Genomic DNA, 24,415 nt, shown 5'->3' on the forward strand with positions numbered 1-24,415 from the left:
GATGAGCAAGCCCACCCCGCTCAGCGGGTTCCCCGAGCTGCTGCCCGCGCAGCGCGCCGTGGAGCAGCAGGTGCTGGACACCCTGCGCCACGTCTTCGAGCTGCACGGCTTCGCCGGCGTCGAGACCCGCGCCGTCGAGCCGCTCGACGTGCTGCTGCGCAAGGGCGACACCGCGAAGGAGGTCTACCTGCTGCGGCGCCTCCACGAGACCTCCGCGGACGGCCACGCCGGCCTCGGCCTGCACTTCGACCTCACCGTCCCCTTCGCGCGCTACGTGCTGGAGCACGCGGGGCACCTCGAGTTCCCCTTCCGCCGCTACCAGGTGCAGAAGGTGTGGCGCGGGGAGCGGCCCCAGGAGGGCCGGTTCCGCGAGTTCACCCAGGCCGACATCGACATCGTCGGGCGCGGCGAGCTCGGGACCCACCACGACGCCGAGGTCGCGCGCGTCATGGTCGACGCGCTCCGTCGCCTGGACTTTCTGCCCGGGTTCACGCTGCAGGTCAACAACCGCAAGGTCATCGCCGGCTACTACGCGGGCCTCGGGATCACCGGCGGCGAGCTCGTCGACGAGGTGATGCGCCAGGTCGACAAGCTCGACAAGCTGCCCGTCGAGTCCGTCCGCGGCGAGCTCGTGGGGCCCGTCGGCCTGGACGACGCCACGGCCGAGCGGGTGCTCGCGCTCGCGGCCGTCCGCGCCACGGACGCCGCCGCGCTCGAGGCCGACGTCCGCGCCCTGGGGGTCACCGACCCCCTGCTCGAGGAGGGCCTCGCCGAGCTGGTCGGCGTGCTCGGCGCCTGCGCGGGGCTGGTCGACGACCGGGTCTCGGTCGTCGCCGACCTCTCGGTGGCCCGCGGGCTCGACTACTACACCGGCACCGTCTTCGAGACCCGCCTGCGCGGCTGGGAGTCGCTGGGCTCGATCTGCTCGGGCGGGCGCTACGACGCCCTCGCGACCGACGGCAGGACGACGTACCCGGGTGTCGGCATCTCGTTCGGCGTCAGCCGCGTCGTCGTCCCCCTGCTCGCCCGCACGGGTCTCGCGGCGGACCGGGCCGTGCCGAGCGCCGTGCTGGTCGCGCTGCCCGACGAGGCGTCCCGGGCCCACGCCGACGCCGTGGCCGACCGGCTGCGGGCCCGCGACGTCCCCTGCGAGGTGGCGGCGACGCCGCAGCGGTTCGGCAAGCAGATCCGCTACGCCGAGCGGCGCGGCATCCCGTACGTCTGGTTCCCCGCGCCCGCCGGCACGGACGGGGAGACGACGGAGCACGAGGTCAAGGACATCCGCAGCGGCGAGCAGGTCACGGCCGACCCCGACACCTGGACCCCACCCACCGAGGACCTGCGCCCCCGCGTGCAGGCGAAGGAGCAGCAGTGATCCGCACCCACGACGCCGGAGCCCTCCGCGCCGAGCACGTCGGCCAGACCGTCACCCTCGCCGGCTGGGTCGCCCGCCGCCGCGACCACGGCGGCGTCGCCTTCCTCGACCTGCGGGAGGCGTCCGGCGTGGTGCAGGTCGTCGTCCGCGACGAGGAGGTCGCCGGCAGCCTGCGCAGCGAGTACTGCGTGAAGGTGACCGGGGAGGTCGTCGCCCGCAAGGAGGGCAACGAGAACCCCGCCCTGGCCACCGGCGACATCGAGGTGGTCGCCACCGACCTCGAGGTGCTCAGCGCCAGCGCCCCGCTGCCGTTCCCCGTGGACGACGCCTCCGGCCACGCCGGCGGCGAGGTGGGGGAGGAGGCGCGCCTGCGCCACCGCTACCTCGACCTGCGTCGCGCCGGGCCCGCCCACGCGCTGCGCCTGCGCAGCAAGGTCAACGCCGCCGCCCGCGGGGTGCTGGCCTCCCACGACTTCGTCGAGGTCGAGACGCCCACCCTCACCCGCTCCACGCCGGAGGGCGCCCGCGACTTCCTCGTGCCCGCCCGCCTGCGGCCGGGGTCCTGGTACGCGCTGCCGCAGAGCCCCCAGCTGTTCAAGCAGCTGCTGATGGTCGGCGGCCTCGAGCGGTACTACCAGATCGCGCGCTGCTACCGCGACGAGGACTTCCGCGCCGACCGCCAGCCCGAGTTCACCCAGCTCGACGTCGAGATGAGCTTCGTCGACCAGGACGACGTGATCGCCCTGTCGGAGGAGATCCTCGCCGCCCTGTGGCGCCTGGTCGGCCACGAGATCACCACGCCGATCCCGCGGATGCCGTACGCCGAGGCCATGGCCCGGTTCGGCACCGACAAGCCCGACCTGCGGATGGGCCAGGAGCTCGTCGACTGCACCGCGTTCTTCGCCGACACCCCGTTCCGCGTCTTCCAGGCGCCGTACGTCGGGGCGGTCGTCATGCCCGGCGGGGCGGACCAGCCGCGCCGCACGCTCGACGCGTGGCAGGAGTGGGCCAAGCAGCGCGGCGCCAAGGGCCTGGCCTACGTCCTGGTGCAGCCCGACGGCGAGCTGACCGGCCCGGTCAGCAAGAACATCAGCGACACCGAGAAGGCCGGGCTGGCCGCCCACGTAGGCGCCCAGCCGGGGGACTGCGTCTTCTTCGCCGCCGGCCCGCCCAAGACCTCGCGGGCGCTGCTCGGCGCCGCGCGCCTGGAGATCGGCCACCGCCTCGGCCTCATCGACACCGACGCCTGGAGCTTCGTGTGGGTCGTCGACGCGCCGCTGTTCGAGCCGGCGTCCGACGCCCAGGCCGCGGGCGACGTCGCGGTCGGCTCGGGCGCCTGGACCGCCGTCCACCACGCCTTCACCAGCCCGCAGGACCTCGAGACCTTCGACGTCGACCCCGGCGAGGCACCGGCGTGGGCCTACGACATCGTCTGCAACGGCAACGAGATCGGCGGCGGGTCGATCCGTATCCACCGTGAGGACGTCCAGAAGCGCGTCTTCGCGGTGATGGGGCTCTCCGAGGAGGAGGCGACCGAGAAGTTCGGCTTCCTGCTCGACGCCTTCGCCTACGGCGCCCCGCCGCACGGCGGCATCGCCTTCGGGTGGGACCGGATCGTCGCGCTGCTGGCCGGGGCGGACTCGATCCGCGAGGTCATCGCGTTCCCGAAGTCCGGCGGCGGCTACGACCCGCTGACCGCCGCGCCGGCGCCCATCAGCCCCGAGCAGCGGCGCGAGGCGGGTGTCGACGCGAAGCCGAAGGCACCTCAGCCCGACGCCGCGGCGGGGTCCTCAGCGGGCTCCTAGCAAGGACCGGCGCGAGACGCAATCGTTATTCCGCAGTGATCCTGTCTCGATCCGCGCCGGTCTAGGCTCACCACGCGCCACCGGGGCGCACGGTCATTCGGGTGACGAACACGAGGTGAGCATGACCCTGCCGCAGGCGGAGGTGCAGACGCAGTCGACGGAGCCCCCCGGGGCCCCCCAGTCGGCGCCGAAGGCCATCGCCGGCAAGTCGCCGACCCGCATCGCCTTCGACCGGCTGCGTCGCGACTGGCTGGCCATGGCGTCGCTGCTCGTGGTCCTCGTCTTCGCGGTGATCGCCGTGTTCGCGGGAGCCATCGCGAACCTGTTCGGCGTCTCGCTGGAGACCCCGCTCGCCTCGGAGCGGATCAACCTGATCAGCCAGCTGCCGCTGGAGGGCCCGCCCTTCGGGGGCTTCGACCCCGAGCACCCCTTCGGCGTCGCGCCCCGCGTGGGCACCGACAACCTCGCCGTGTGGCTGTACGGCGCGAGGACGTCGATGATCATCGCGGCGTCCGCGGCGGTGCTGTCGACCGTGGTCGGCGTGATCGTCGGCCTGCTGGCCGGCTACCTGGGCGGCGTGGTCGACCGGGTCCTGATGTTCGTCACGGACCTGTTCCTGACCATCCCGTTCCTGCTGGCCGCGCTCGCGCTGGCGCCGATCCTGTCCGACCGGTTCGGCACCGACCCCCAGCGGCTGGGGGAGATCCAGTTCTACTCCGTCATCGCGGTGCTGACGCTCTTCGGCTGGATGACGATGGCCCGCCTGATCCGCGGCGAGGTGCTGTCGCTGCGCGAGCGCGAGTTCGTGCAGGCCGCCCGCGCGATCGGCGTCCCCACCCACCGGATCCTCCGCAAGGAGATCCTCCCCAACCTGGTGGCCCCCATCGTGGTCGCCTTCTCCCTGGCCCTGCCGGCGTACGTCGCCGCGGAGGCCGGGCTGTCGTACCTCGGCATCGGCGTCGTCGACCGGCCCTCGTGGGGCCAGACCGTCGCGGGTGCCGTGCAGTGGTTCGACGTCTACCCGCAGTACCTGTGGCAGCCGGTGATCGGGATCGTCCTCCTGGTCATCGCCCTCAACCTCCTGGGCGACGCGATCCGCGACGCCCTCGACCCCAAGACCAGGCGCTGACGCCTGCTCCGATCTTCGAGGCGCCAGAAGCGTTCTCGGGAACGCGGACGCGGCATCCACACCGCGACCGACCATCACGACAAGGAAGGCTGGACATGAAGCGCAGCAAGTCCATGGCTGCGGTCGCAGGAGCGGCAGCGTTGTTCACGCTGGCGGCATGCGGCGGCGGCGGCGGTGGAGGCGACCAGCCTCAGGCCGGCGAGGGGTTCCAGGAGGGCGGCGCCGCGGGCGAGCTCAAGGACCCCGAGGCACAGGGCCCCGCGGAGCCCATCGAGGGCGCCGAGGAGGGTGGCACGCTGAACGTGCTCCTCCCGCTGCCCGACGAGGGCCCGACGACCCTGGACCCCACGGCCGGGTGGTCGGTCACCGACAACTCGATCCTGCAGAACCTCGTCTTCCGGTCGCTCACGACCTTCAAGTACGACTACGAGACCGACGAGATGGTGCTGGTCCCCGACCTCGCCACCGACCTCGGCACCCCGAACGACGACTTCACCGAGTGGACGTTCACGATCAAGGACGGCATCCGCTGGGAGAACGGTGATCCCGTCACCGCCGAGGACGTCGCCTTCGGCATGAAGCGCTCGCTGTCGGAGTCGGCCGACCTGCAGGGCCCCGGCACGAAGTACTCGAAGACGTACTTCGCCGGCGGCAAGGACTACGCCGGCCCGTACGAGGACGGCGAGGACTTCCCGGCCATCACGGTCGACGGCAGCGACATCACCATCGAGATGTCCCAGCCCTTCCCGGAGATGGACTACTGGGGCTCCTTCATGGCCATGGGCCCGGTGCCCTCGGGCCCCGAGGGCGAGGCTCCCGGCTACGGCAACGCGCCGCTGGCCACCGGCCCCTACAAGGTCGCCGAGTTCCGCGCCGGGGAGATCCTCCGCCTCGAGCGCAACGACGAGTGGGACCCCAACACCGACGCGTCGCGCCACCAGTACCCGGACGAGTACGTGTTCGAGTTCGGCCAGGACACCACGGCCAGCGACCAGGTCATGCTGAACAACACCGCCGACTCCGAGACCACGGTCCTCACCGCGCTCCAGGGCTCGTCGTACCAGCAGGCCACCGAGAACCTCGGTGACCGCGTCGTGCCGGCCTCGCAGGCCTGCACCTCGTTCTGGAACCCGGACTACGAGAAGATCGACGAGATCGAGGTCCGCCAGGCCCTCGCCTTCGCGTACCCCTACGAGGACGCCGCCGCGGCCGCCGGTGAGATCCCCGGCCTGACCCGTACCTTCGGCGAGCCGATCCTGCCCCCGGGCATGGCCGGCCGCGAGGACTACGAGGCGATCCCGGGCGAGACCATCGAGACCGACCCGGAGCGTGCGCGCGAGCTGCTCGCCGAGGCCGGCTACGAGCCCGGCGAGTACGAGATCCGCTTCTCCTTCACCAACTCCACCCCGGAGGGCCGTGCGGCCAAGGAGCAGATCGAGACCGCCCTCGAGGACGCGGGCTTCGCCACCCAGGCGTTCGGCTACGGCGGCTCGCCGTACGACGTGTGGACCGACCCGGACAACAACATCTACCAGGAGCTGAACGTCCGCGGCGTCGCCTGGTGCTCGGACTGGCCGTCGGCCTCGACGTTCATCCCGGCGCTGTTCGAGAGCGGCCAGGAGTACAACACCGGCAACTTCTCCGAGCAGGAGGTCGACGACCGCATCGGCGAGATCTCGTCCCTGCCGGTGGAGGAGCAGCCCGCCGCGTGGGCCGACCTCGACCGCACCATCCGTCAGGACTACTTCCCGACCCTGACGCTCGGCTACCTCAACAACCTGTTCGCCTACGGCGAGCGGGTGGGCAACTTCCAGAACGACGCCGCCCAGGGCTTCCCGAACTGGCGCGACATGTACGTCGTCCCGGAGTGACCGGCCTGAGCTAGCAGCACCACCTCGCACCAACCCCGTCGTGTCCGGTCGGCCCTGAGCCGGCCGGGCACGACGCCCGTCGGGCGGGCGGGCGGCGGCGGGGGACGGTGGGCCCGCCGCCCCCCCCGCGGCCCACGGTGGGCAAGTTCGCGTTCATCGTGAAGCGCCTGCTGGCCGGCCTCCTCGTGCTGAGCACGCTGGTCGTCAGCATCTTCCTGCTGTTCTGGTACGGCCCGCGCAGCCCCGTCCAGGGCCTGTGCGAGCAGCGGACGAACAACCGCTGCACCGCGGACTTCCGCGCCCAGCTGGAGGAGAACTTCGGCTACAACAACCCGATGCTCTCCGAGCTCGGGAAGTACGTCGCCGGCATCTTCACCGGCCGCGACATCCAGCTCGGCGCGAACACGTTCGTCGAGTGCTCCGCCCCGTGCCTCGGGCTGTCCTACCGGACCTTCGTGCCCGCGTTCGACGAGCTCGTGCGCCGCCTGCCGGCCACGATCAGCCTCGCGGTCGGCGCGGCCGTCATCATCCTGCTCGTCGGCGTGACCAGCGGCGTCCTCGCCGCCCGCCGTCGCGGGACCGTCGCCGACAAGGCGCTGGTCAGCGCGACCCTGCTGATGAGCTCGATCCCGTACGTGCTGTTCGCACTGCTCGTGTACCTCTACCTCAACGTCATCAACGAGGTGTTCCCCGAGGCGGGCTACACCCCGCTGACGGAGAACCCCGTGGCGTGGCTGAGCGGCCTGCTGCTGCCGTGGCTCGCGCTCGGCTTCTACAACTCGACGCAGTACACCCGCTTCTCCCGGGGCGCGATGATCGACGCCCTGTCGGAGGACTACATCCGCACCGCCCGGGCCAAGGGCCTGAGCTCGCGGACCGTGACGTTCAAGCACGGCCTGCGCTCCGCGCTCGTGCCGATCGTGACGATCTTCGGCATCGACTTCGCGTTCCTGCTGGCCGGTACGATCTTCACGGAGATCATCTTCGGCATCAACGGCATCGGTCGCTGGGGCCTGGAGGCCATCCAGATCGAGGACTTCCCGGTGGTGCAGACCACCGTGCTCTTCGGTGCCATCGTGGTGATCGTGGCGAACATCGTGGTCGACATCCTCTACGGGGTGCTCGACCCCCGAGTGAGGATCTCGTGAGCACCGACACCGGAGTCACCACCGGCGCCGCCGGCGCCGCCGCGGCGGGGGAGCGCCTGCTCGAGGTCGAGCACCTCACGGTCAAGTTCCCCACCGCCGACGGCCTCGTCAACGCGGTCACCGACCTCTCCTACGGCGTCGCGCGGGGCAAGACCCTGGGCATCGTGGGCGAGTCCGGCTCGGGCAAGTCGGTGTCGTCGATGGCGGTCCTCGGGCTGCACGACCCCCGGCGCACCCGCATCGAGGGCTCGATCCGCGTCGACGGCCAGGAGGTCATCGGCCTGTCCGAGGCCAAGCTGCGCCGCATCCGCGGCAACAGCGCGGCGATGATCTTCCAGGACGCGCTGGCCTCGCTGCACCCGTTCTACCGGGTCGGCAAGCAGCTGTCCGAGGCGTACGCCGCGCACCACCCGAAGGCCAGCGCGCGCGACGCCCGCCGCAAGGCGATCGAGATGCTCGACCTCGTCGGCATCCCGCAGCCCGACCGGCGCGTCGACGACTTCCCGCACCAGTTCTCCGGCGGCATGCGCCAGCGGGCCATGATCGCGATGGGCCTGATCAACGACCCGTCGCTGCTGATCGCGGACGAGCCGACCACGGCGCTCGACGTGACCGTGCAGGCGCAGATCCTGGACCTGCTGGGCGACCTGCAGCGCGAGTTCGACTCCGCGATCATCATCATCACCCACGACCTCGGCGTCATCGCGGAGATGGCCGACGAGGTGCTCGTCATGTACGCCGGGCGCGCGGTCGAGTACGGCGCCACCCGCGAGCTGCTGACGCACCCGGAGATGCCCTACACCTGGGGGCTCCTGTCGAGCGTGCCCGACGTGTCGGGCGACGTGGACGCCCGGCTGCTGCCGATCCCCGGCAACCCGCCGAGCCTGCTGGACCCGCCGTCGGGCTGCTCGTTCCACCCGCGCTGCGTCCACCGGGACAAGGTCCCCGGCGACCTGTGCACCACGACCATCCCGGACCTGAGCCCCGGCGGTCGCGGGCCCGGCCACCTGAAGCGGTGCCACCTCGCCGACCCGGAGCGGATCTACGCGACCGAGATCCTGCCCGAGATCGCGCCCGACCTCGCCGACGGTGCTCCCGCGGCCCCCGCGGCCGCCCCCACGAACAAGGAGGCGTGATGGTCTCGGTCCAGAAGGACGCCGACGCCACGCTCACCCGCCACCGCAGCGGCGGCGAGCCGGTCCTCGAGGTCGAGGACCTGAAGATGTACTTCCCCGTGAAGTCCTCGGGGCTGGTGCGCCGCACCGTCGGCCACGTCCAGGCCGTCGACGGCGTCTCGTTCCAGGTCCCCGCCGGCGGTGCGCTCGGCCTGGTGGGGGAGTCGGGCTGCGGCAAGTCGACGACCGGCCGGCTGATCACGCGGCTGCACGACCCGACGTCCGGGGCGATCCGGTTCGAGGGGACCGACCTGGCGAAGCTGAGCCCGCGGCAGATGAAGCCGATGCGGCGCGACGTCCAGATGATCTTCCAGGACCCGTTCAGCTCGCTGAACCCGCGTCACACGGTCGGGGCGATCGTCTCGAGCCCGCTGGTGACCCACGACATGGTGCCGAAGAACAAGGTGCTGTCGCGGGTCCAGGAGCTGCTCGAGGTCGTCGGGCTCAACCCCGAGCACTACAACCGCTACCCGAACGAGTTCTCCGGCGGCCAGCGCCAGCGCATCGGCATCGCCCGTGCGCTCGCCCTGCAGCCGAAGCTGCTCGTCGCCGACGAGCCGGTCTCGGCGCTGGACGTGTCGATCCAGGCGCAGGTCGTGAACCTGCTGGACGACCTCCAGAAGGAGTTCGGGATCGCGTTCCTCTTCATCGCGCACGACCTCGCTGTGGTGCGTCACTTCTGCCCCGAGGTGGCGGTGATGTACCTCGGCAAGATCGTCGAGATCGCGGACCGGGAGACGCTCTACAACCGGCCGCACCACCCGTACACCCAGGCGCTGCTGTCAGCGGTGCCCGACGTCCGTCAGGCCGCCGTCGGCGGGCGCCGCGAGCGCATCCGCATCGAGGGCGACGTGCCGAGCCCCATCAACCCGCCGTCCGGGTGCCGCTTCCGCACGCGGTGCCCGCTGGCGAAGGAGATCTGCGCGCGCGTCGAGCCCCCGCTCATGCAGATCGGGCGCCGCCATAAGGTCGCGTGCCACTTCCCGGGCGAGCTCGGCAAGCACCCGGAGGAGCCCGTGACCGCGCGCCTGCTCGGCGTGGACGACCAGGGCAGCCCCGACCCGGGCGGCTCGCCGACGGACCTGGGCAACCCGCCCGGCTTCGCCGACACCTGGTTCGACCTCGACAAGCGCCAGATGGCCGGGGCGACCTCCAGGTCCACGACGCAGGACGCCGGCTGAGCGGCGACGGTCTCTTCGACGTCCCGGGGGCTCCCTCCACGGGGCCCTCCGGGACGTCGGGCTCCGCCGGGTCCCTCGGCGCCAGCGACCATGCCTCGGCGCCCCTCGCCGTCCGGATGCGCCCGCGCACCCTCGACGAGCTCGCCGGGCAGTCCCAGCTGCGGGACGCCGGGTCGCCGCTGCACCAGCTCGTCGAGGGCGACGCGTCGATGTCGCTGCTGCTGTGGGGACCTCCGGGCACGGGCAAGACCACGATCGCCTCGATCCTGTCGCGGCAGACCGACCGGCGGTTCGTGGAGATCTCCGCGGTGGCCGCGGGCGTCAAGGAGGTCCGCGCCGCCATCGACGCCGCGCGGCGCGACCTGGTCGCGACCGGCACCGAGACGGTGCTGTTCGTCGACGAGGTGCACCGGTTCAGCAAGGCGCAGCAGGACGCCCTGCTGCCCGGCGTGGAGAACCGCTGGGTCACCCTCGTCGCGGCGACCACGGAGAACCCGTTCTTCTCCGTCATCTCCCCCCTGCTCTCCCGCAGCCTGCTGCTGCGGCTGGAGTCGCTCACCGACGACGACGTGGGCGGGGTCCTCGACTCCGCGCTGGGCGACGAGCGCGGCCTGGGTGGCACGGTCGATCTCGCGGACGACGCCCGCGGCCACCTCGTCCGCCTCGCGGGGGGCGACGCCCGGCGCGCGCTGACCTACCTCGAGGCCGCGGCGCGGGCGGCGTCCGCGCGGGGCCTCGACGTGATCGACCTCGACACCGCCGAGGCCGCGGTCGACGTCGCCGCCGTCCGCTACGACCGCCAGGGCGACCAGCACTACGACGTCACGAGCGCCTTCATCAAGTCGGTCCGCGGCTCCGACGCCGACGCCGCGCTGCACTACCTGGCGCGGATGATGGAGGCGGGGGAGGACCCCCGCTTCATCGCCCGCCGCCTGATCATCCTGGCCAGCGAGGACATCGGCCTCGCCGACCCGACGGCGCTCACCACCGCGGTCGCCGCGGCCCAGGCGGTCGCGCTCATCGGGATGCCCGAGGGCCGGCTGACCCTGGCCCAGGCGACCATCGCCCTCGCCGTCGCTCCGAAGTCGAACGCGGTCACCACCGCCATCGGCGCGGCCAGCGCCGACGTGCGTGCCGGCAAGGTCGGCCCCGTCCCCTCCCACCTGCGCGACGCCCACTACTCGGGCGCGAAGAAGCTGGGCCACGGCTCGTCGTACGTCTACAGCCACGACGCGCCGTACGGCATCGCCCAGCAGCAGTACGCCCCCGACGTCGTCGCCGACGCCACCTACTACCAGCCGACCGCCCTCGGCGCCGAGGGCGCCGTCAAGGAGCGCTGGGAGCGCGTCCGCCGCCTCATCCGCGGCACACGAAGCGCGAGTCGGCCCGAACGCACCCCGTAGGGACGCCGAGTCGGCCCGAACGCACCCCGTAGGGGCGCCGAGTCGGCCCGAACGCACCCCGTAGGGACGCCGAGTCGGCCCGAACGCACCCCGTAGGGGCGCCGAGTCGGCCCGAACGCACCCCGTAGGGGCGCCGAGTCGGCCCGAACGCACCCCGTAGGGGCGCCGAGTCGGCCCGAACGCACCCCGTAGGGGCGCCGAGTCGGCCCAAACGCACCCCGTAGGGGCGCCGAGTCGGCCCGAACGCACCCCGTAGGGGCGCCGAGTCGGCCCAAACGGACCCCCGTAGGGGCGCCGAGTCGGCCCCAACGCCCGCACCGTGTGTCACCCGCTGGGGCCACGTCTGCGCAAGCCGCGAGTCATCCACAGCCGCAGACGGGCATCGCTCCTGCACAGGGCGGAGAGATCAGTGGGCTGAAGCGGATGGGTCCGGGCAGACCCGGCACATGAAGACCATCCCGCTCACGACCGACGGGCGCTTCCTCGGCCCTGCCTTCCCGCTGCCACTCGACCGACCCTTCACCCTCGACCAAGCGCGCGCCGAGGGCGTCAGGTCACCCGACCTGACCCGGCTGTGTGCGCTGGGCCTGCTCCGACGACCGGTGCGCCGGGTCTACCTGGCCGCGCAGGCGGGGGACTCGCCGCTGCTCCGGTCACAGGCACTCGCGCTGGTGCTGCCGCCGGACAGCTACATCGTCGATCGACACGCGGGATACCTCCACGGAGCGGACATGGTCCTCGCGCCGAACGAACACCTGCACCTCTCACCCGTCTCCGTCGCTCGGCTCAGCGACCGTGGGCGGGTCAAGGGCGATCTCGCGGCTGGTGGCGAGAGGGCACTCGCGCCGTACGACGTCACCGAGGTCATGGGCCTCCCCGTCACGACCCGGCTGCGGACTGCCCTCGACCTCGGTCGGGTGCGCAACCCGGACCGGGCGATCGCCGGTATGGACGCCATGGTCCGGCTCGGCGGCCTCTCGCCGGCCGAGATCCTGGCCAGCGTGCCGCGCTTCGCCGGGCAGCGGTGGGTGAGGACGCTGCGCGAGATCGCTCCGCTGGCGGACGGCCGGGCGGAGTCCCCACCCGAGTCTGTCCTGCGACTGCGCTGCCTGCAGGCAGGGATCGAGGGACTCGTGCCTCAGCTCGAGGTGCACGACGACGGACGGTTCCTGGCCCGGCTCGACCTCGGGGACGAGGTCCTGCGCTTCGCGGCCGAGTACGACGGCGTCGCATTCCACTCCTCCGAGCGGCAGGTGGCGAACGACCTGGACCGCCGTGCGGACCTGGAGAGCACCCAGGACTGGACGATCGTCGTCGTGCGCAACGAGAACCTGGTCGGTCCTCACCAGGACGCGGAGCTCCTGCTGCGCGCCGGAGTCCGTGAGGCGAGGCGGCGCGCGGGCCGCCGGATTCACTTCACCCGCTGACGGTCCGGGACGACTCGGTGTCGTGGGGGCGTGCGTTGGGGACGACTCGGCGTCCTGGGGGCGTGCGTTGGGGACGACTCGGTGTCGTGGGGGCGTGCGTTCGGGACGACTCGGCGTCGTGGGGGCGTGCGTTGGGGACGACTCGGTGTCGTGGGGGCGTGCGTTCGGGACGACTCGGCGTCGTGGGGCGGTGCGTTCGGGCCGACTCGGCGCGCGGGTAGGGTGCGGCGTCATGGACGTCGCGCTGCTGGTGTGCGCCGGGACCGCCCTCGTGGCGGGGCTCGGGGCCCTGCTGCTGGCGTCCCGGACGCGGCGGGCCGCGCGGCGGGACCTCGAGGCCGCGCGGGCCGAGGGTGCCGAGCTGCGGCGGCGTCTCGACGAGCTCGAGGCCGGCCGCGGGCGGGTGACCCCGACGGGGTCCGCGAGGCCGGCGGCACCGGCCGCCGTCACCCCGAGCGTGCCGCTCGGACTCCCGGACGACGGGGACCCCGACCATTCGGTCGGCGCGGCCGCCGTCGAGGGCCGCGCGCTGCCGGCGCCGGTGTTCACCGACATGGTGCTGCGCGAGTCCGTCATCCGGCTCGCCTCCCTCACCCACGGCGTACGACGCGCGCTCAACGCGGAGACCCGCAACCGGGTCCGCTTCGAGATGCGGCGCGAGGTGCGGCGCGCGCGCAAGCAGCGCCGCAGCGACATGAAGGCCGCGCTGCGCCGGATGCAGGCCGAGGAGCGGGAGGCCGCCTGATGCCCAGGACCCTGTGGTTCGTCGCGGGGGCCGGTGCGGGGGTCTACGCGATGGCCCGTGCGCGCCGGCTGGCCGAGTCCCTCACGGCCGACGGCCTGCGCGACCGCATCGGTGCCGTCGCGCTGGGCGCGCGGATCATGGCCGAGGAGGTCCGCGCCGGCGCCGTCGAGCGCGAGGTGGAGCTGCGTGAGCGCTACGGGGTGCCCGAGCCCGGGTACCGCGCGCTGGAGTCGGGCCCGGTGCCGGAGCCGACGTCGAGAGAGGACCAGGACTGATGGACACCGCGGAGATCCGCCGCCGGTTCACCTCCCACTTCGAGCGGGACACCACGGTGGGTCCGCACACGGTGGTCCCGTCGGCCTCGTTGCTGGCCGACGACCCGACGCTGCTGTTCGTCAACGCCGGCATGGTGCCCTTCAAGCCGTACTTCCTCGGCCAGCAGACGCCCCCGTTCGACCGGGCGACGACCGTGCAGAAGTGCATCCGCACGCCGGACATCGAGGAGGTCGGCAAGACCACCCGCCACGGCACGTTCTTCGAGATGTGCGGCAACTTCTCCTTCGGCGACTACTTCAAGTCCGGCGCCGCGCGGCTCGCCTGGGACCTCGTGACGAAGTCCGTCGCCGACGGCGGCTTCGGCTTCGACGAGGGCCGCCTCTACCCGTCGATCCTGGACGGCGACGAGGAGGCGCTGGCGGTGTGGCGCGACGAGGTCGGCGTGCCCGACCACCGCATCGTGCGCCTGGGCAACAAGGAGAACTACTGGTCGATGGGCGTGCCCGGCCCGGGCGGCCCCTGCTCGGAGATCCTGTACGACCGCGGCCCGGCGTACGGCCCCGACGCCGACTGGGCGTCGATGGGCACCGACATGGACCCCCGCCTCGAGGACCGCTACCTCGAGTTCTGGAATCTCGTCTTCATGCAGGACGAGCTGTCCGCCGTCCGCTCGAAGTCCGACTTCGACGTCGCCGGGTCGCTGCCGCAGCGCAACATCGACACCGGCATGGGCCTGGAGCGGGTGGCCTACCTGATGCAGGGCGTCGAGAACATGTACGAGATCGACGTCATGTTCCCCGTCATCGCCCGGGCGCAGGAGCTGACCGGCCGCCGGTACGGCGCCGACCACGGCGACGACGTCCGCTTCCGGGTGGTCGCCGACCACGTGCGCTCGTCGATGATGCTCATCAACGACGGCGTCACGCCGGGCAACGAGGGCCGCGGCTACGTGCTGCGGCGCCTGCTGCGACGCGCCGTCCGCTCGATGCGCCTGCTGGGCTACGAGGACCGCGCGCTGCCCGAGCTGATGCCCGTCAGCCGCGACAAGATGGGTGAGACGTACACCGAGCTGGTCACCGGCTGGGACCGCATCGCGCAGGTCGCGTACGCCGAGGAGGACGCGTTCCGCACCACGCTGCGCTCCGGCACGCAGATCTTCGACCTCGCGGCCGGGGAGGTCGCCTCCCGCGGCGAGACCGTGCTCCCGGGCGACCGGGCGTTCGCGCTGCACGACACCTACGGCTTCCCGATCGACCTCACCCTCGAGATGGCCGCCGAGCAGGGCCTGCGGGTCGACGAGGACGGCTTCCGCCGCCTCATGACCGAGCAGCGGGACCGTGCCCGGGCCGACGCCCGCGCCAAGAAGGGCGCCCACGCCGACACCGGCGTGTACCGCACCGTCCTCGACACCCACGGCCCCACCGAGTGGCTCGCCTACTCGACGCTCGAGACCGAGTCGCGGCCCGTCGCGCTCCTGCGCGGGGGCCACGAGGTCCCGGCGCTCTCCGAGGGCGAGGTCGGCGAGCTCGTGCTCGACCGCACGCCGTTCTACGCCGAGTCCGGCGGCCAGGTCGCCGACGCCGGCACCATCGTCAGCGGCGGCGCCCGCCTCGAGGTGGTCGACGTCCAGCGCCCCGTGCGTGGCCTCGTCGTCCACCAGGTCCGCGTCGTCGAGGGCGAGCTCGACCCCTCCGCGGGCGTGCTCGCCACCGTCGACCGCGAGTGGCGCACCGGCGCCCGCCAGGCGCACTCCGGGACCCACGTCGTCCACGCCGCGCTGCGCGAGGTGCTCGGCCCCACGGCGCTGCAGTCCGGCTCGTACAACCGGCCCGGCTACCTGCGCCTCGACTTCGGGTGGACGTCGTCCCTGAGCCCCGAGCAGGTCCGCGACATCGAGACCGTCTCCCAGCAGGCGCTGCGCGCCGACCTGCCCGTCGACTGGCGCTACATGACGCTCGCCGAGGCCCGCGAGGCGGGCGCGCTGGCCCTCTTCGGCGAGACGTACGACGACCAGCAGGTCCGGGTCGTCGACATCGGCGGCCCGTGGTCGCGCGAGCTGTGCGGCGGCACCCACGTCGACCACTCCTCGCAGATCGGCACCATCGTCGTCACCGGGGAGTCGTCCGTCGGCTCCGGCAACCGCCGCATCGAGGCCTTCACCGGCGTCGAGGGGTTCGCCTACCTGGCCCGCGAGCGCGACGTCGTCACCGAGCTGACCTCGATGCTGAAGGCCCGCCCCGACGACCTCGTGGGCCGCGTGTCCGAGATGGTCGAGCGCCTGCGGGGCGCCGAGAAGGAGCTCGAGAGGGTGCGTGCGGCGCAGGTGCTCGCCGCCGCCGGCTCGCTCGCCGACGGCGCCCGGCAGGTCGGCCCCGTCAAGGTCGTCGCGCACCGCGCCGACGGGCTCGGCGGCGGTGACGTGCGCCAGCTCGCGCTGGACGTGCGTGGTCGCCTGCCCGCGGACGAGCCCGGCGTCGTCGTGGTCCTCGGCGTCGACGGCGGCAAGGTCGCCTTCGTCGCTGCGACCAACGACGCCGCCCGCGCCCTCGGCGCGGACGCCGGCGCGCTCGTCCGCGCGGTCGGCGAGGTCGTCGGCGGCCGCGGTGGCGGCAAGCCGGACGTCGCGCAGGGCGGCGGCAGCGACGTCTCCCGCGCGGACGACGCCGTCGCGGTCGTGGCCCCCGAGGTGTCCCGGCAGGTCGGCGGGGTCTGAGGGTGCGATCCGGCACGCGCCTCGGCGTCGACCCCGGGAAGGCCAGGATCGGGGTCGCCCGCAGCGACCCCGCCGGTGTGCTCGCGGTCCCCGTCGAGACGGTCCGTCGCGGCAAGGACGACCTGCGCCGCCTCGCGGCCCTCGTGCGCGAGCACGAGGCCGTCGAGGTCGTCGTCGGGCTGCCCCGCTCGCTGAACGGGGGCGAGGGCCCCGCCGCCGCGGAGTCGCGACGGTTCGCGCGTCGCCTGGCGCGTCAGGTTGCCCCGGTCCCCGTCAGGCTGTGTGATGAACGCCTGACCACCGTGTCGGCAGAATCTATGCTGCGGGAGCAGGGTCGGCACGGCCGCGCCCGGCGCGACGTGGTCGACCAGGCCGCCGCGGTGCTGATCCTGCAGCACGCCCTGGACACCGAGCGCAGCACGGGGGCTGCGCCCGGCGAGGTCGTCTCGGGAGGCCGACCCACCACACCGTCACAGGACCAGCCGCAGACACACCCCGCGACGGGAGACACCCCGTCCGGAGGAGGAGAGGCATGAGCGAACCGGGGAATCCCCGCCCCCACGGCGTCGACGACGACGCCCTGGGACCCGATCCTCACGCCTCCGAGCCCGGCGGCCCGCCCCACGATGGCGGCGCGTACGACGACCAGCCGTACGACGGGCACCTGTTCGACGAGCACGGCGAGGTCACCTACGACGGTCCCGTCGAGCCGATCTACGACGAGCAGGGCGAGCCGGTCGTCGACGACCGGGGCGACCCGCTGGTGGCTACGGCCGGCGGCGAGGTGCTCGTCGCCACCCGCCGCCCCGGCAGCCGCCGCGCCAAGCGCAAGCGCACCTCCGGCGTCGGCTGCCTCGTGGCCGTCGTCGTCCTCGCCCTCGTGGTCGGCGGCCTCTACCTGGCCGTCTCGCGCGGCATCGGCGCCCTGGAGTCGCGCTTCGGCGACGGCCCGGACGACTACCCCGGCCCCGGGACGGGACGGGTGCAGTTCGAGGTCCAGCAGGGCGACAACGCCACCGACATCGCCCAGGGCCTCGTCGCCGAGGACGTCGTGGCGTCCGCCGAGGCCTTCACCGACGCGGCGTCCACCGACGACCGCTCGACCGGCATCCAGGTCGGCTTCTACGAGCTGCGCCGCGAGATGAGCGCGCAGGAGGCCCTCGAGGTCCTCGTGGACCCCGACAACCTCGTGAGCGGCAACGGCGTCACCGTCCCGGAGGGGCTGCGGGTCGAGGAGATCGTGGACGTCCTCAGCGACGGCACCGGCGTCCCCGTCCGCCGCTTCGAGCAGGCGCTGGAGAACCCCGACGCGCTGGGGCTGCCGTCGTTCGCCGGCGGCGAGGTCGAGGGCTACCTGTTCCCCGCGACGTACGACTTCGGCGAGGACCAGTCCCCGCGCAGCATGCTGCGGGCCATGGTCGCCCGGTGGCAGCAGTCCGCCGACGCGGCGAACCTCGTCGGCCGCGCGCAGGAGCTGGGCTACACGCCGGAGGAGGTCATGACCGTGGCCAGCCTCGTGGAGGCGGAGGCCAGCCGGCCCGAGGACCGCGCCCGCGTCGCTCGCGTCATCTACAACCGCCTGGAGGGCGACGAGACCGACGGGTTGCTGCAGCTCGACGCGACGGTCAACTACGCCTCCGGCGAGGACCTCGGTGCCCGCACCACCGAGGAGGACCGGCAGATCGACTCGCCGTACAACACCTACCGCTACCCGGGCCTGCCGCCGACGCCGATCGAGGCGCCCGGAGACGCCGCCATCGAGGCGGCGGCGAACCCCGCGGACGGCGACTGGTTCTACTACGTGACCGTCGACCTGGCGACCGGCGAGACGAAGTTCGCTGAGACGTTCGCCGAGCACGAGCAGAACGTCGCGGAGCTCAACGAGTACTGCACGACCTCGGACGCGTGCTGAGGGTCTGGTGCCCGCTGCCCTGATCCGCTGCGGCGTGGTGGGCGACCCCGTCGCGCACTCGCTGTCCCCGGTGCTGCACGCCGCGGCGTACGACGCCCTCGGGCTCGCGGGCCGCTACACCGCGCACCGGGTGCCGGCGGGTGGCCTCGCGGGGTTCGTCGACGAGCTCCTCGGCTCGGGCGAGGGGTGGCGGGGGCTGTCGGTGACGATGCCGCTCAAGCGGGAGGCCCACGCCCTCGCGGAGCGGCGCGGCAGCCTCGACGACGCCGCGGCGCGCGCCGGCGGCGTCAACACCCTCGTGCTCGACCCCGGGTCCGGCGGGGTCGTCGGACCGGTGCACGGGCACAACACCGACGTGCCGGGGGCGGTCGCGGCGCTGGCCGAGCGCGACGTCCTGCCCCGCCGGGTGGCGGTGCTGGGCGGGGGAGCGACGGCGGCGTCGCTCGCCCTCGCCGCCGCCGACCTGGGGGCCGAGGTGGTGCGGTTCTGCGTGCGCGAGCCCGGCCGCGCGGAGGAGGCGGCCGCGGCGGTGCGGGCGCACCCCGCAGCACCGAGGGTGGAGATCGACCTGCTCGAGCCGTCGACGGTGACCGGTGACCTCGTCGTGTCCACGGTGCCCGCCGCCGCGCAGTCCGAGGAGCTGGTCGCCGCCTGCGTCGTGGCGGCCGGGGCGTCCGGTGCGGTCTTCGAGGCCCTCTACGACCCCTGGCCGACCCCGCTGGCCCGCGCCGCCGAGGCCACCGGTGCCGTCCTCGTGAGCGGGTTCGACCTCCTCGTCCACCAGGCCGCGCTGCAGCTCGCCCTGTTCACGGGCCACGCGGCGCCGCTGGGCGCGATGCGCGACGCGGGCCTGGCCGCGCTGGCCACCCGGGCCTGACGTGGCCCCGCTCGCCGACGGCCCCGTGCTCGTCGTCGCCTGCGCGCTCCTCTGCGCCCTGGCCACGCTGCCGGTCGCGGCCGGCGTCGCCCGGCTGCCCGAGCCGACGGAGCCGCCCGCCCGCCGCGACGACGAGGCCCCCAGGCCGACGTACGCCGCGATCGGCGCGGCCCGCGGCCTCCGCGCCGGCGCCGCGGTGGTCGCCGGGATCCTCGGCGCCGCCCTGGCCGCCGCGACGGGCGCCACCTGGGCGCTGGTGCTGCTGCTCGTGCTCGTCCCGCCCGGCGTCGTCCTCGCGTACGTCGACCTGCGCACGCGGATGCTGCCCAACCGGCTCGTCTTCCCGACGTACGCCGTCGTCGTCCCCCTCGCGCTGCTGGGCCGCCCGGTCTCCGGCGACTGGGACGGCGTCGTCGGCTCCGCCCTCGGCTGGGCCGTCGGCGGCGGGTTCTTCCTCCTGCTGTGGCTGCTCTCGCCGGCCTCGCTGGGGTACGGCGACGTGCGGCTGGCCGGGCTGATCGGGATCGTGCTCGGCCACCTCGGCTGGGCCCCGCTCCTGCTCGGGCTGTGGTCCGGCCTGCTCCTGGGCGGCGTCGGCGGCCTGCTGCTGCGGCTGCTCGACCGCCGGCGCAGCCGCGCCTACCCCCTGGGGCCGTTCCTCCTGCTGGGCGTCGTGGTCGGCGTCCTGCTCGGCCCGGCAGCGGGGTCCTGGGCCGTCAGCGGCCCGTGACAGACTCGCCCCCATGCTGCGCTGGCTCACCGCGGGGGAGTCCCACGGCCCGTCCCTGGTCGCCATCCTCGAGGGACTGCCCTCCGGGGTCCCCGTCACCACCGCCGACGTCGCCTCGGCCCTGGCCCGCCGCCGGCTCGGCTACGGCCGCGGGGCCCGGATGAAGTTCGAGGCCGACGAGGTCACCCTGGTCGGCGGCGTCCGCCACGGGCTGACCCAGGGCGGACCCGTCGCCATCGGCGTCGGCAACACCGAGTGGCCGAAGTGGGAGCGCGTGATGTCGGCCGACCCGGTCGACGCCGAGGAGCTCGCCTCCCTGGCCCGCAACGCCCCGCTCACCCGGCCCCGGCCCGGCCACGCCGACCTGGTCGGCATGCAGAAGTACGACTTCGACGAGGCCCGGCCCGTCCTCGAGCGCGCCTCCGCCCGGGAGACCGCCGCCCGCGTCGCCCTCGGCACCGTGGCCGCCTCGTTCCTCGAGCACGCCCTCGGCGCCCACGTGGTCTCGCACGTCGTGGAGCTCGGCGGCGTCGCCGCGCCCGCGGGCGTGGTCCCGGTGCCCGACGACGTCGAGCGCCTGGACGCCGACCCGGTGCGCTGCCTGGACCCCGAGGCGTCCGCCGCGATGGTCGCCCGTGTCGACGAGGCCCACAAGGACGGCGACACCCTGGGCGGCGTCGTCGAGGTCGTCGTCCACGGGCTGCCGCCCGGTCTCGGCTCGCACGTGCACTGGGACCGCCGGCTCGACTCCCGCCTCGCGGGGGCGCTCATGGGGATCCAGGCCATCAAGGGCGTCGAGGTCGGCGACGGCTTCGCGCTCGCCGCGACCCCCGGCTCGCTGGCCCACGACGAGATCGTCCACGGCGACGAGGCCGGCTCGTTCTCGCGGGTGACCGGCCGTGCCGGCGGCACCGAGGGCGGCATGACCACCGGGGAGGCGCTGCGCGTCCGCGCGGCCATGAAGCCCATCGCGACCGTCCCGCGGGCCCTGCGCACCGTCGACGTCGCCACCGGCGAGGAGGCCGTGGCGCACCACCAGCGCTCGGACGTGTGCGCGGTGCCCGCCGCGGGCGTCGTGGCCGAGGCGATGGTCGCCCTCGTCGTCGCCGACGCCGCGCTGGAGAAGTTCGGCGGCGACTCCCTCGGGGAGACCCGCCGCAACGCGCGGACCTACCTCGAGGCGATCGCGGCGAAGTGGCAGCAGCCGTGAGCGGACCCCGCGTCGTGCTCATCGGCCCCATGGGCGCCGGCAAGAGCACCGTCGGCCCGCTGCTCGCCGAGGCCTGGGGCGTCGGGTTCCGCGACACCGACGCCGACGTCGAGACCACGGCGGGCCGCAGCGTCGCCGACGTGTTCGTCGAGGAGGGCGAGGCCCGGTTCCGGGCCCTCGAGCGGGAGGCCGTGGCGACGGCGCTCGCCGAGCACGACGGCGTCCTCGCCCTCGGCGGCGGCGCCGTCATGGACTCCGAGACCCGCGAGCGGCTGGCCGGCCACACCGTCGTCTTCCTCCGCGTCGGACTGACGCAGGCCGTGTCGAGGGTCGGCCTGGGCTCCGCCCGGCCGCTGCTGCTCGGCAACGTCCGCGGACGCCTCAAGGCGATCCTCGACGAGCGCGCGCCCGTCTACACCGCGGTGGCGAGCGTCGTCGTCGACACCGACGACCTCGACTCCGCCGCCGTGGCCGAGGCCGTCCGCGACGCCGTCGAGGTACGGGCGTGACCCAGGCTCCCGGGGCCGGGGCCGGGTCCGGGGCCGGGGTGGAGGCGGTGCGCGTCGCGACCGCCGCGCCGTACGACGTCCTCGTGGGCCGCGGGCTGCTCGCCGAGGTCCCGCGCCTGCTCGCCGACCTGCTGCCCGGTGTACGGCGGGTGGCCCTGGTCCATCCCGAGCCGCTGGCCGACCGTGCCGCGGCGCTCAGCGACGCCGTGACCGACGCCCTGGACGACGTGACGGTGCTGCCGCTGGCCGTCCCCGACGGGGAGGTCGCCAAGACCGTCGCCACCGCCGAGCGCTGCTGGGAGCGGCTCGGGGAGGCCGGCTTCACCCGCAGCGACGCCGTCCTCACCCTCGGCGGGGGAGCGACGACCGACCTCGGGGGCTTCGTCGCCGCCTGCTGGCTGCGCGGGGTCGCCGTCGTCCACGTGCCCACCACCCTGCTCGCGATGGTCGACGCGGCCGTCGGCGGCAAGACCGGCGTGAACACCGGCGCCGGCAAGAACCTCGTCGGCGCCTTCCACGAGCCCGCCGCCGTCGTGTGCGACCTCGACCTGCTCACGACGCTGCCCCGACCCGAGCTGGTCGCCGGCATGGCCGAGGTCGTCAAGTGCGGCTTCGTGGCCGACCCCGGCATCCTCGAGATCGCCGAGGCCGACCCCGGTGCGGCGCTGGACCCGTCCGGCGACGTGCTGGCGGAGCTCGTCCTGCGCGCGGTGCGGGTCAAGGCCCACGTGGTCGCCGGCGACCTCAGGGAGACCGGCGGCGCCGGCGGGCACCCCGGGCGCGAGGCCCTCAACTACGGCCACACCCTCGCCCACGCGGTCGAGCGGACCTCCGACTACACGGTCCGTCACGGCGAGGCCGTCGCGATCGGCTCGGTGTTCGTCGCCGAGGTCGCCCGCCGCAGCGGGCTGCTCGCCGACGACGTCGCCGACCGCCACGCGGCCGTGCTCGCCGGGCTGGGCCTGCCGACCACGTACGACGCGGCGTCGTTCGACGACCTGCTCGCCGTCATGCGCGTCGACAAGAAGGCGCGCGGCGCGAGCCTGCGCCTGGTGGTGCTGGACGACGTCGGCTCGCCCCGCATCCTCACCGACCCCGACCCGGCCGTGCTGGCCGAGGCGTACGCCGCGCTGGGAGGACCCCGATGAAGGTGCTCGTGCTGAACGGACCCAACCTCGGGCGCCTGGGCCGTCGCCAGCCCGAGATCTACGGCTCGACCACCCACGACGAGCTCGCCGCACGCTGCGTCGCCTGGGGCCGCGAGCGGGGCCAGGAGGTCGAGGTGCGCCAGACCAACCACGAGGGCCAGATGATCGACTGGCTCAACGCCGCCGCGGACGACGCCGTGCCCGTCGTCCTCAACGCCGCGGCCTGGACGCACTACTCCTACGCCCTTTACGACGCCTGCGCCCAGCTCGAGGCCCCGCTGGTCGAGGTGCACATCTCCGAACCGAAGCAGCGCCCGGAGGAGTTCCGGCACACCTCGCTCGTCACGCCGCACGCCGCCACCGTCATCGCCGGCCGCGGCGTCGACGGCTACCGCGACGCGCTCGCCTTCCTCGCGGGCTGACGCGGCGCCCGCCCGCCGCTACCGTCGTGGGACCCGCGGGGCCCCGCGGGCAGAGGCTGCGACCGATCGGGAGACGCGCGTGGGCGACGAGCAGAAGGCCGAGAACACGAAGGACAAGCTGGCCGGCAAGGCGAAGGAGGCCGTCGGCAGGGCGACCGGTGACGACGCCCTGGAGCGCCAGGGCCGGAACGACCAGTCGAAGGCGAACCTCAAGGACGCCGGCGAGAAGGTCAAGGACGCCTTCAAGCGCTGAGCCCGGGTCGGTCGCCATGCCCCGCCGCTCCTAGACTGCTGGGCATGGCGACGACGAACGACCTCAAGAACGGCATGGTCCTGCGGCTCGACGGTCAGCTCTGGCAGGTCATGTGGTTCCAGCACCACAAGCCCGGCAAGGGCGGCGCGGTGGTGCGGTCCAAGATCCGCAACATCGAGTCCGGCAAGACGGTGGACCGCACCTTCAACGCGGACGTCAAGGTCGAGGTCGCGAACGTCGACAAGCGCACCATGCAGTACCTCTACAACGACGGCACGTCGTACGTCTTCATGGACACCGGCACCTACGAGCAGCTCGAGGTGTCGCCGGAGATCGTCGGCGACGCGAAGAACTTCCTGCTCGAGAACGGCGAGGCCATCGTCGCCACGAACGACGGTCGCGTGCTCTACATCGAGCTGCCCGCTTCCGTCGAGCTCGAGATCACCTACACCGAGCCCGGCCTGCAGGGTGACCGGTCCACCGGCGGCACCAAGCCCGCCACGCTGGAGACCGGCCACTCCATCAACGTGCCGCTCTTCATCTCCGCGGGTGAGCGCGTCAAGGTCGACACCCGCGACTCCTCCTACCTCGGACGGGTGAGCTCCTAGCCGATGGCGACCCGGACCACCGCGCGCTCCAAGGCGCGCAAGCGGGCCCTCGACGTGCTCTACGCCGCGGAGCTGCGCGGCGAGCCTCCCCTGGTGACCCTGGAGGCCTTCGTCACCGACGGCAACGCGCCGACGAACCCGTACAGCGAGACCCTCGTGCGGGGCGTCGTCGAGCAGCGCGACCGGATCGACGAGCTGCTGACCCGTCACAGCCGCGGCTGGACGCTGGCCCGCATGCCCGCCGTGGACCGCAACGTGCTGCGCCTCGCGGTGTACGAGCTCCTCGCCGTGGACGACGTCCCGAGCCCGGTCGCCCTGTCGGAGGCGGTCGCGCTGGTGCGCGACCTCTCCACCGACGAGTCGCCGCCCTTCGTCAACGGGGTCCTCGCCTCCGTCGCCGACGAGCTGGAGGCGGTCGGGGACACCGGGACCGACGCGACGCCGGGGCCGGACCTCCCGGATGTCGACGAGGACGGGCCGTCGGAGGACTAACGTTCG

23 protein-coding genes are annotated in these 24,415 nt (G+C 73.6%); all 23 read left to right on the forward strand.

What is annotated here, in order from left to right; translation table 11 throughout:
• The first annotated feature begins 1 nt into the window (after position 1).
• Positions 2-1,375 (forward strand): histidine--tRNA ligase, encoded by a 1,374-nt coding sequence (gene hisS, locus MJ876_RS12705; RefSeq protein ID WP_240236672.1) that lies wholly within the window; start codon positions 2-4, stop codon positions 1,373-1,375.
• A complete protein-coding gene (gene aspS / locus MJ876_RS12710; RefSeq protein ID WP_240236673.1) occupies positions 1,372-3,180 on the forward strand; it encodes an aspartate--tRNA ligase in 1,809 nt (602 codons plus the stop codon). The genes hisS and aspS overlap by 4 nt, the downstream gene beginning before the upstream one ends.
• Positions 3,181-3,301: 121 nt before the next feature.
• Positions 3,302-4,309: an ABC transporter permease gene (locus MJ876_RS12715; RefSeq protein WP_240236674.1), complete on the forward strand. Its 1,008-nt coding sequence runs from the start codon at positions 3,302-3,304 to the stop codon at positions 4,307-4,309.
• Positions 4,310-4,404: 95 nt separating this feature from the next.
• The gene (locus MJ876_RS12720) at positions 4,405-6,180 is read left to right on the forward strand and encodes an ABC transporter substrate-binding protein (RefSeq protein WP_240236675.1); all 1,776 of its coding nucleotides are present in this window, start codon (positions 4,405-4,407) and stop codon (positions 6,178-6,180) included.
• Between the two features lie 137 nt (positions 6,181-6,317).
• Positions 6,318-7,328, forward strand: coding sequence for an ABC transporter permease (locus MJ876_RS22255; RefSeq protein WP_240236676.1), 1,011 nt, complete (start codon positions 6,318-6,320; stop codon positions 7,326-7,328).
• Positions 7,325-8,464: an ABC transporter ATP-binding protein gene (locus MJ876_RS12730; protein WP_374202471.1), complete on the forward strand. Its 1,140-nt coding sequence runs from the start codon at positions 7,325-7,327 to the stop codon at positions 8,462-8,464. Before MJ876_RS22255 ends, MJ876_RS12730 begins: the two co-directional genes overlap by 4 nt.
• Positions 8,464-9,684, forward strand: a complete 1,221-nt coding sequence (locus MJ876_RS12735; RefSeq protein ID WP_240236677.1) for a dipeptide ABC transporter ATP-binding protein — start codon at positions 8,464-8,466, stop codon at positions 9,682-9,684. Before MJ876_RS12730 ends, MJ876_RS12735 begins: the two co-directional genes overlap by 1 nt.
• 116 nt (positions 9,685-9,800) lie before the next feature.
• Positions 9,801-11,087 carry a replication-associated recombination protein A gene (locus tag MJ876_RS12740; protein ID WP_308192601.1) on the forward strand — a complete coding sequence of 429 codons (1,287 nt, stop codon included), beginning with the start codon at positions 9,801-9,803 and terminating at the stop codon, positions 11,085-11,087.
• Between the two features lie 446 nt (positions 11,088-11,533).
• The gene (locus MJ876_RS12745; protein WP_240236678.1) at positions 11,534-12,514 is read left to right on the forward strand and encodes a hypothetical protein; all 981 of its coding nucleotides are present in this window, start codon (positions 11,534-11,536) and stop codon (positions 12,512-12,514) included.
• Between the two features lie 232 nt (positions 12,515-12,746).
• Positions 12,747-13,259 carry a hypothetical protein gene (locus tag MJ876_RS12750; protein WP_240236679.1) on the forward strand — a complete coding sequence of 171 codons (513 nt, stop codon included), beginning with the start codon at positions 12,747-12,749 and terminating at the stop codon, positions 13,257-13,259.
• Positions 13,259-13,534, forward strand: a complete 276-nt coding sequence (locus tag MJ876_RS12755) for a DUF6167 family protein (RefSeq protein WP_240236680.1) — start codon at positions 13,259-13,261, stop codon at positions 13,532-13,534. Before MJ876_RS12750 ends, MJ876_RS12755 begins: the two co-directional genes overlap by 1 nt.
• Positions 13,534-16,248, forward strand: a complete 2,715-nt coding sequence (gene alaS / locus MJ876_RS12760; protein ID WP_240236681.1) for an alanine--tRNA ligase — start codon at positions 13,534-13,536, stop codon at positions 16,246-16,248. Before MJ876_RS12755 ends, alaS begins: the two co-directional genes overlap by 1 nt.
• 2 nt (positions 16,249-16,250) lie before the next feature.
• A complete protein-coding gene (gene ruvX / locus MJ876_RS12765; protein ID WP_240236682.1) occupies positions 16,251-16,784 on the forward strand; it encodes a Holliday junction resolvase RuvX in 534 nt (177 codons plus the stop codon).
• Positions 16,781-18,160, forward strand: a complete 1,380-nt coding sequence (gene mltG / locus MJ876_RS12770) for an endolytic transglycosylase MltG (RefSeq protein ID WP_240236683.1) — start codon at positions 16,781-16,783, stop codon at positions 18,158-18,160. Before ruvX ends, mltG begins: the two co-directional genes overlap by 4 nt.
• Positions 18,161-18,167: 7 nt before the next feature.
• Positions 18,168-19,037, forward strand: coding sequence for a shikimate dehydrogenase (locus MJ876_RS12775; protein ID WP_240236684.1), 870 nt, complete (start codon positions 18,168-18,170; stop codon positions 19,035-19,037).
• A gap of 1 nt (position 19,038) precedes the next feature.
• Positions 19,039-19,767, forward strand: a complete 729-nt coding sequence (locus MJ876_RS22260; RefSeq protein ID WP_240236685.1) for an A24 family peptidase — start codon at positions 19,039-19,041, stop codon at positions 19,765-19,767.
• Positions 19,768-19,780: 13 nt separating this feature from the next.
• Positions 19,781-20,977, forward strand: a complete 1,197-nt coding sequence (aroC, locus tag MJ876_RS12785; protein WP_240236686.1) for a chorismate synthase — start codon at positions 19,781-19,783, stop codon at positions 20,975-20,977.
• Complete coding sequence (locus tag MJ876_RS12790; RefSeq protein WP_374202472.1) at positions 20,974-21,486, forward strand: shikimate kinase; 513 nt, start codon at positions 20,974-20,976, stop codon at positions 21,484-21,486. The genes aroC and MJ876_RS12790 overlap by 4 nt, the downstream gene beginning before the upstream one ends.
• The gene (gene aroB, locus MJ876_RS12795) at positions 21,483-22,634 is read left to right on the forward strand and encodes a 3-dehydroquinate synthase (protein WP_240236687.1); all 1,152 of its coding nucleotides are present in this window, start codon (positions 21,483-21,485) and stop codon (positions 22,632-22,634) included. The genes MJ876_RS12790 and aroB overlap by 4 nt, the downstream gene beginning before the upstream one ends.
• Complete coding sequence (locus MJ876_RS12800) at positions 22,631-23,056, forward strand: type II 3-dehydroquinate dehydratase (protein WP_240236688.1); 426 nt, start codon at positions 22,631-22,633, stop codon at positions 23,054-23,056. Before aroB ends, MJ876_RS12800 begins: the two co-directional genes overlap by 4 nt.
• Before the next feature lie 79 nt (positions 23,057-23,135).
• Complete coding sequence (locus tag MJ876_RS12805; protein ID WP_240236689.1) at positions 23,136-23,309, forward strand: CsbD family protein; 174 nt, start codon at positions 23,136-23,138, stop codon at positions 23,307-23,309.
• A 44-nt stretch (positions 23,310-23,353) separates the two neighbouring features.
• Positions 23,354-23,917, forward strand: a complete 564-nt coding sequence (efp, locus tag MJ876_RS12810; RefSeq protein ID WP_240236690.1) for an elongation factor P — start codon at positions 23,354-23,356, stop codon at positions 23,915-23,917.
• Between the two features lie 3 nt (positions 23,918-23,920).
• Positions 23,921-24,409, forward strand: a complete 489-nt coding sequence (nusB, locus tag MJ876_RS12815; RefSeq protein ID WP_240236691.1) for a transcription antitermination factor NusB — start codon at positions 23,921-23,923, stop codon at positions 24,407-24,409.
• The last annotated feature ends 6 nt before the right edge of the window (positions 24,410-24,415 follow it).

This window comes from Nocardioides sp. CFH 31398 (assembly GCF_022436705.1).
GTDB lineage: Bacteria > Actinomycetota > Actinomycetes > Propionibacteriales > Nocardioidaceae > Nocardioides.

Coding starts and splice junctions, on each gene's coding strand:
- hisS (WP_240236672.1), top strand. CDS start 2: ATGAGCAAGCCCACCCCGCTCAGCGGGTTCCCCGAGCTGCTGCCCGCG.
- MJ876_RS12715 (WP_240236674.1), top strand. CDS start 3,302: ATGACCCTGCCGCAGGCGGAGGTGCAGACGCAGTCGACGGAGCCCCCC.
- MJ876_RS12720 (WP_240236675.1), top strand. CDS start 4,405: ATGAAGCGCAGCAAGTCCATGGCTGCGGTCGCAGGAGCGGCAGCGTTG.
- MJ876_RS12735 (WP_240236677.1), top strand. CDS start 8,464: ATGGTCTCGGTCCAGAAGGACGCCGACGCCACGCTCACCCGCCACCGC.
- MJ876_RS12740 (WP_308192601.1), top strand. CDS start 9,801: ATGCGCCCGCGCACCCTCGACGAGCTCGCCGGGCAGTCCCAGCTGCGG.
- MJ876_RS12745 (WP_240236678.1), top strand. CDS start 11,534: ATGAAGACCATCCCGCTCACGACCGACGGGCGCTTCCTCGGCCCTGCC.
- MJ876_RS12750 (WP_240236679.1), top strand. CDS start 12,747: ATGGACGTCGCGCTGCTGGTGTGCGCCGGGACCGCCCTCGTGGCGGGG.
- MJ876_RS12755 (WP_240236680.1), top strand. CDS start 13,259: ATGCCCAGGACCCTGTGGTTCGTCGCGGGGGCCGGTGCGGGGGTCTAC.
- alaS (WP_240236681.1), top strand. CDS start 13,534: ATGGACACCGCGGAGATCCGCCGCCGGTTCACCTCCCACTTCGAGCGG.
- mltG (WP_240236683.1), top strand. CDS start 16,781: ATGAGCGAACCGGGGAATCCCCGCCCCCACGGCGTCGACGACGACGCC.
- aroC (WP_240236686.1), top strand. CDS start 19,781: ATGCTGCGCTGGCTCACCGCGGGGGAGTCCCACGGCCCGTCCCTGGTC.
- MJ876_RS12800 (WP_240236688.1), top strand. CDS start 22,631: ATGAAGGTGCTCGTGCTGAACGGACCCAACCTCGGGCGCCTGGGCCGT.
- efp (WP_240236690.1), top strand. CDS start 23,354: ATGGCGACGACGAACGACCTCAAGAACGGCATGGTCCTGCGGCTCGAC.
- nusB (WP_240236691.1), top strand. CDS start 23,921: ATGGCGACCCGGACCACCGCGCGCTCCAAGGCGCGCAAGCGGGCCCTC.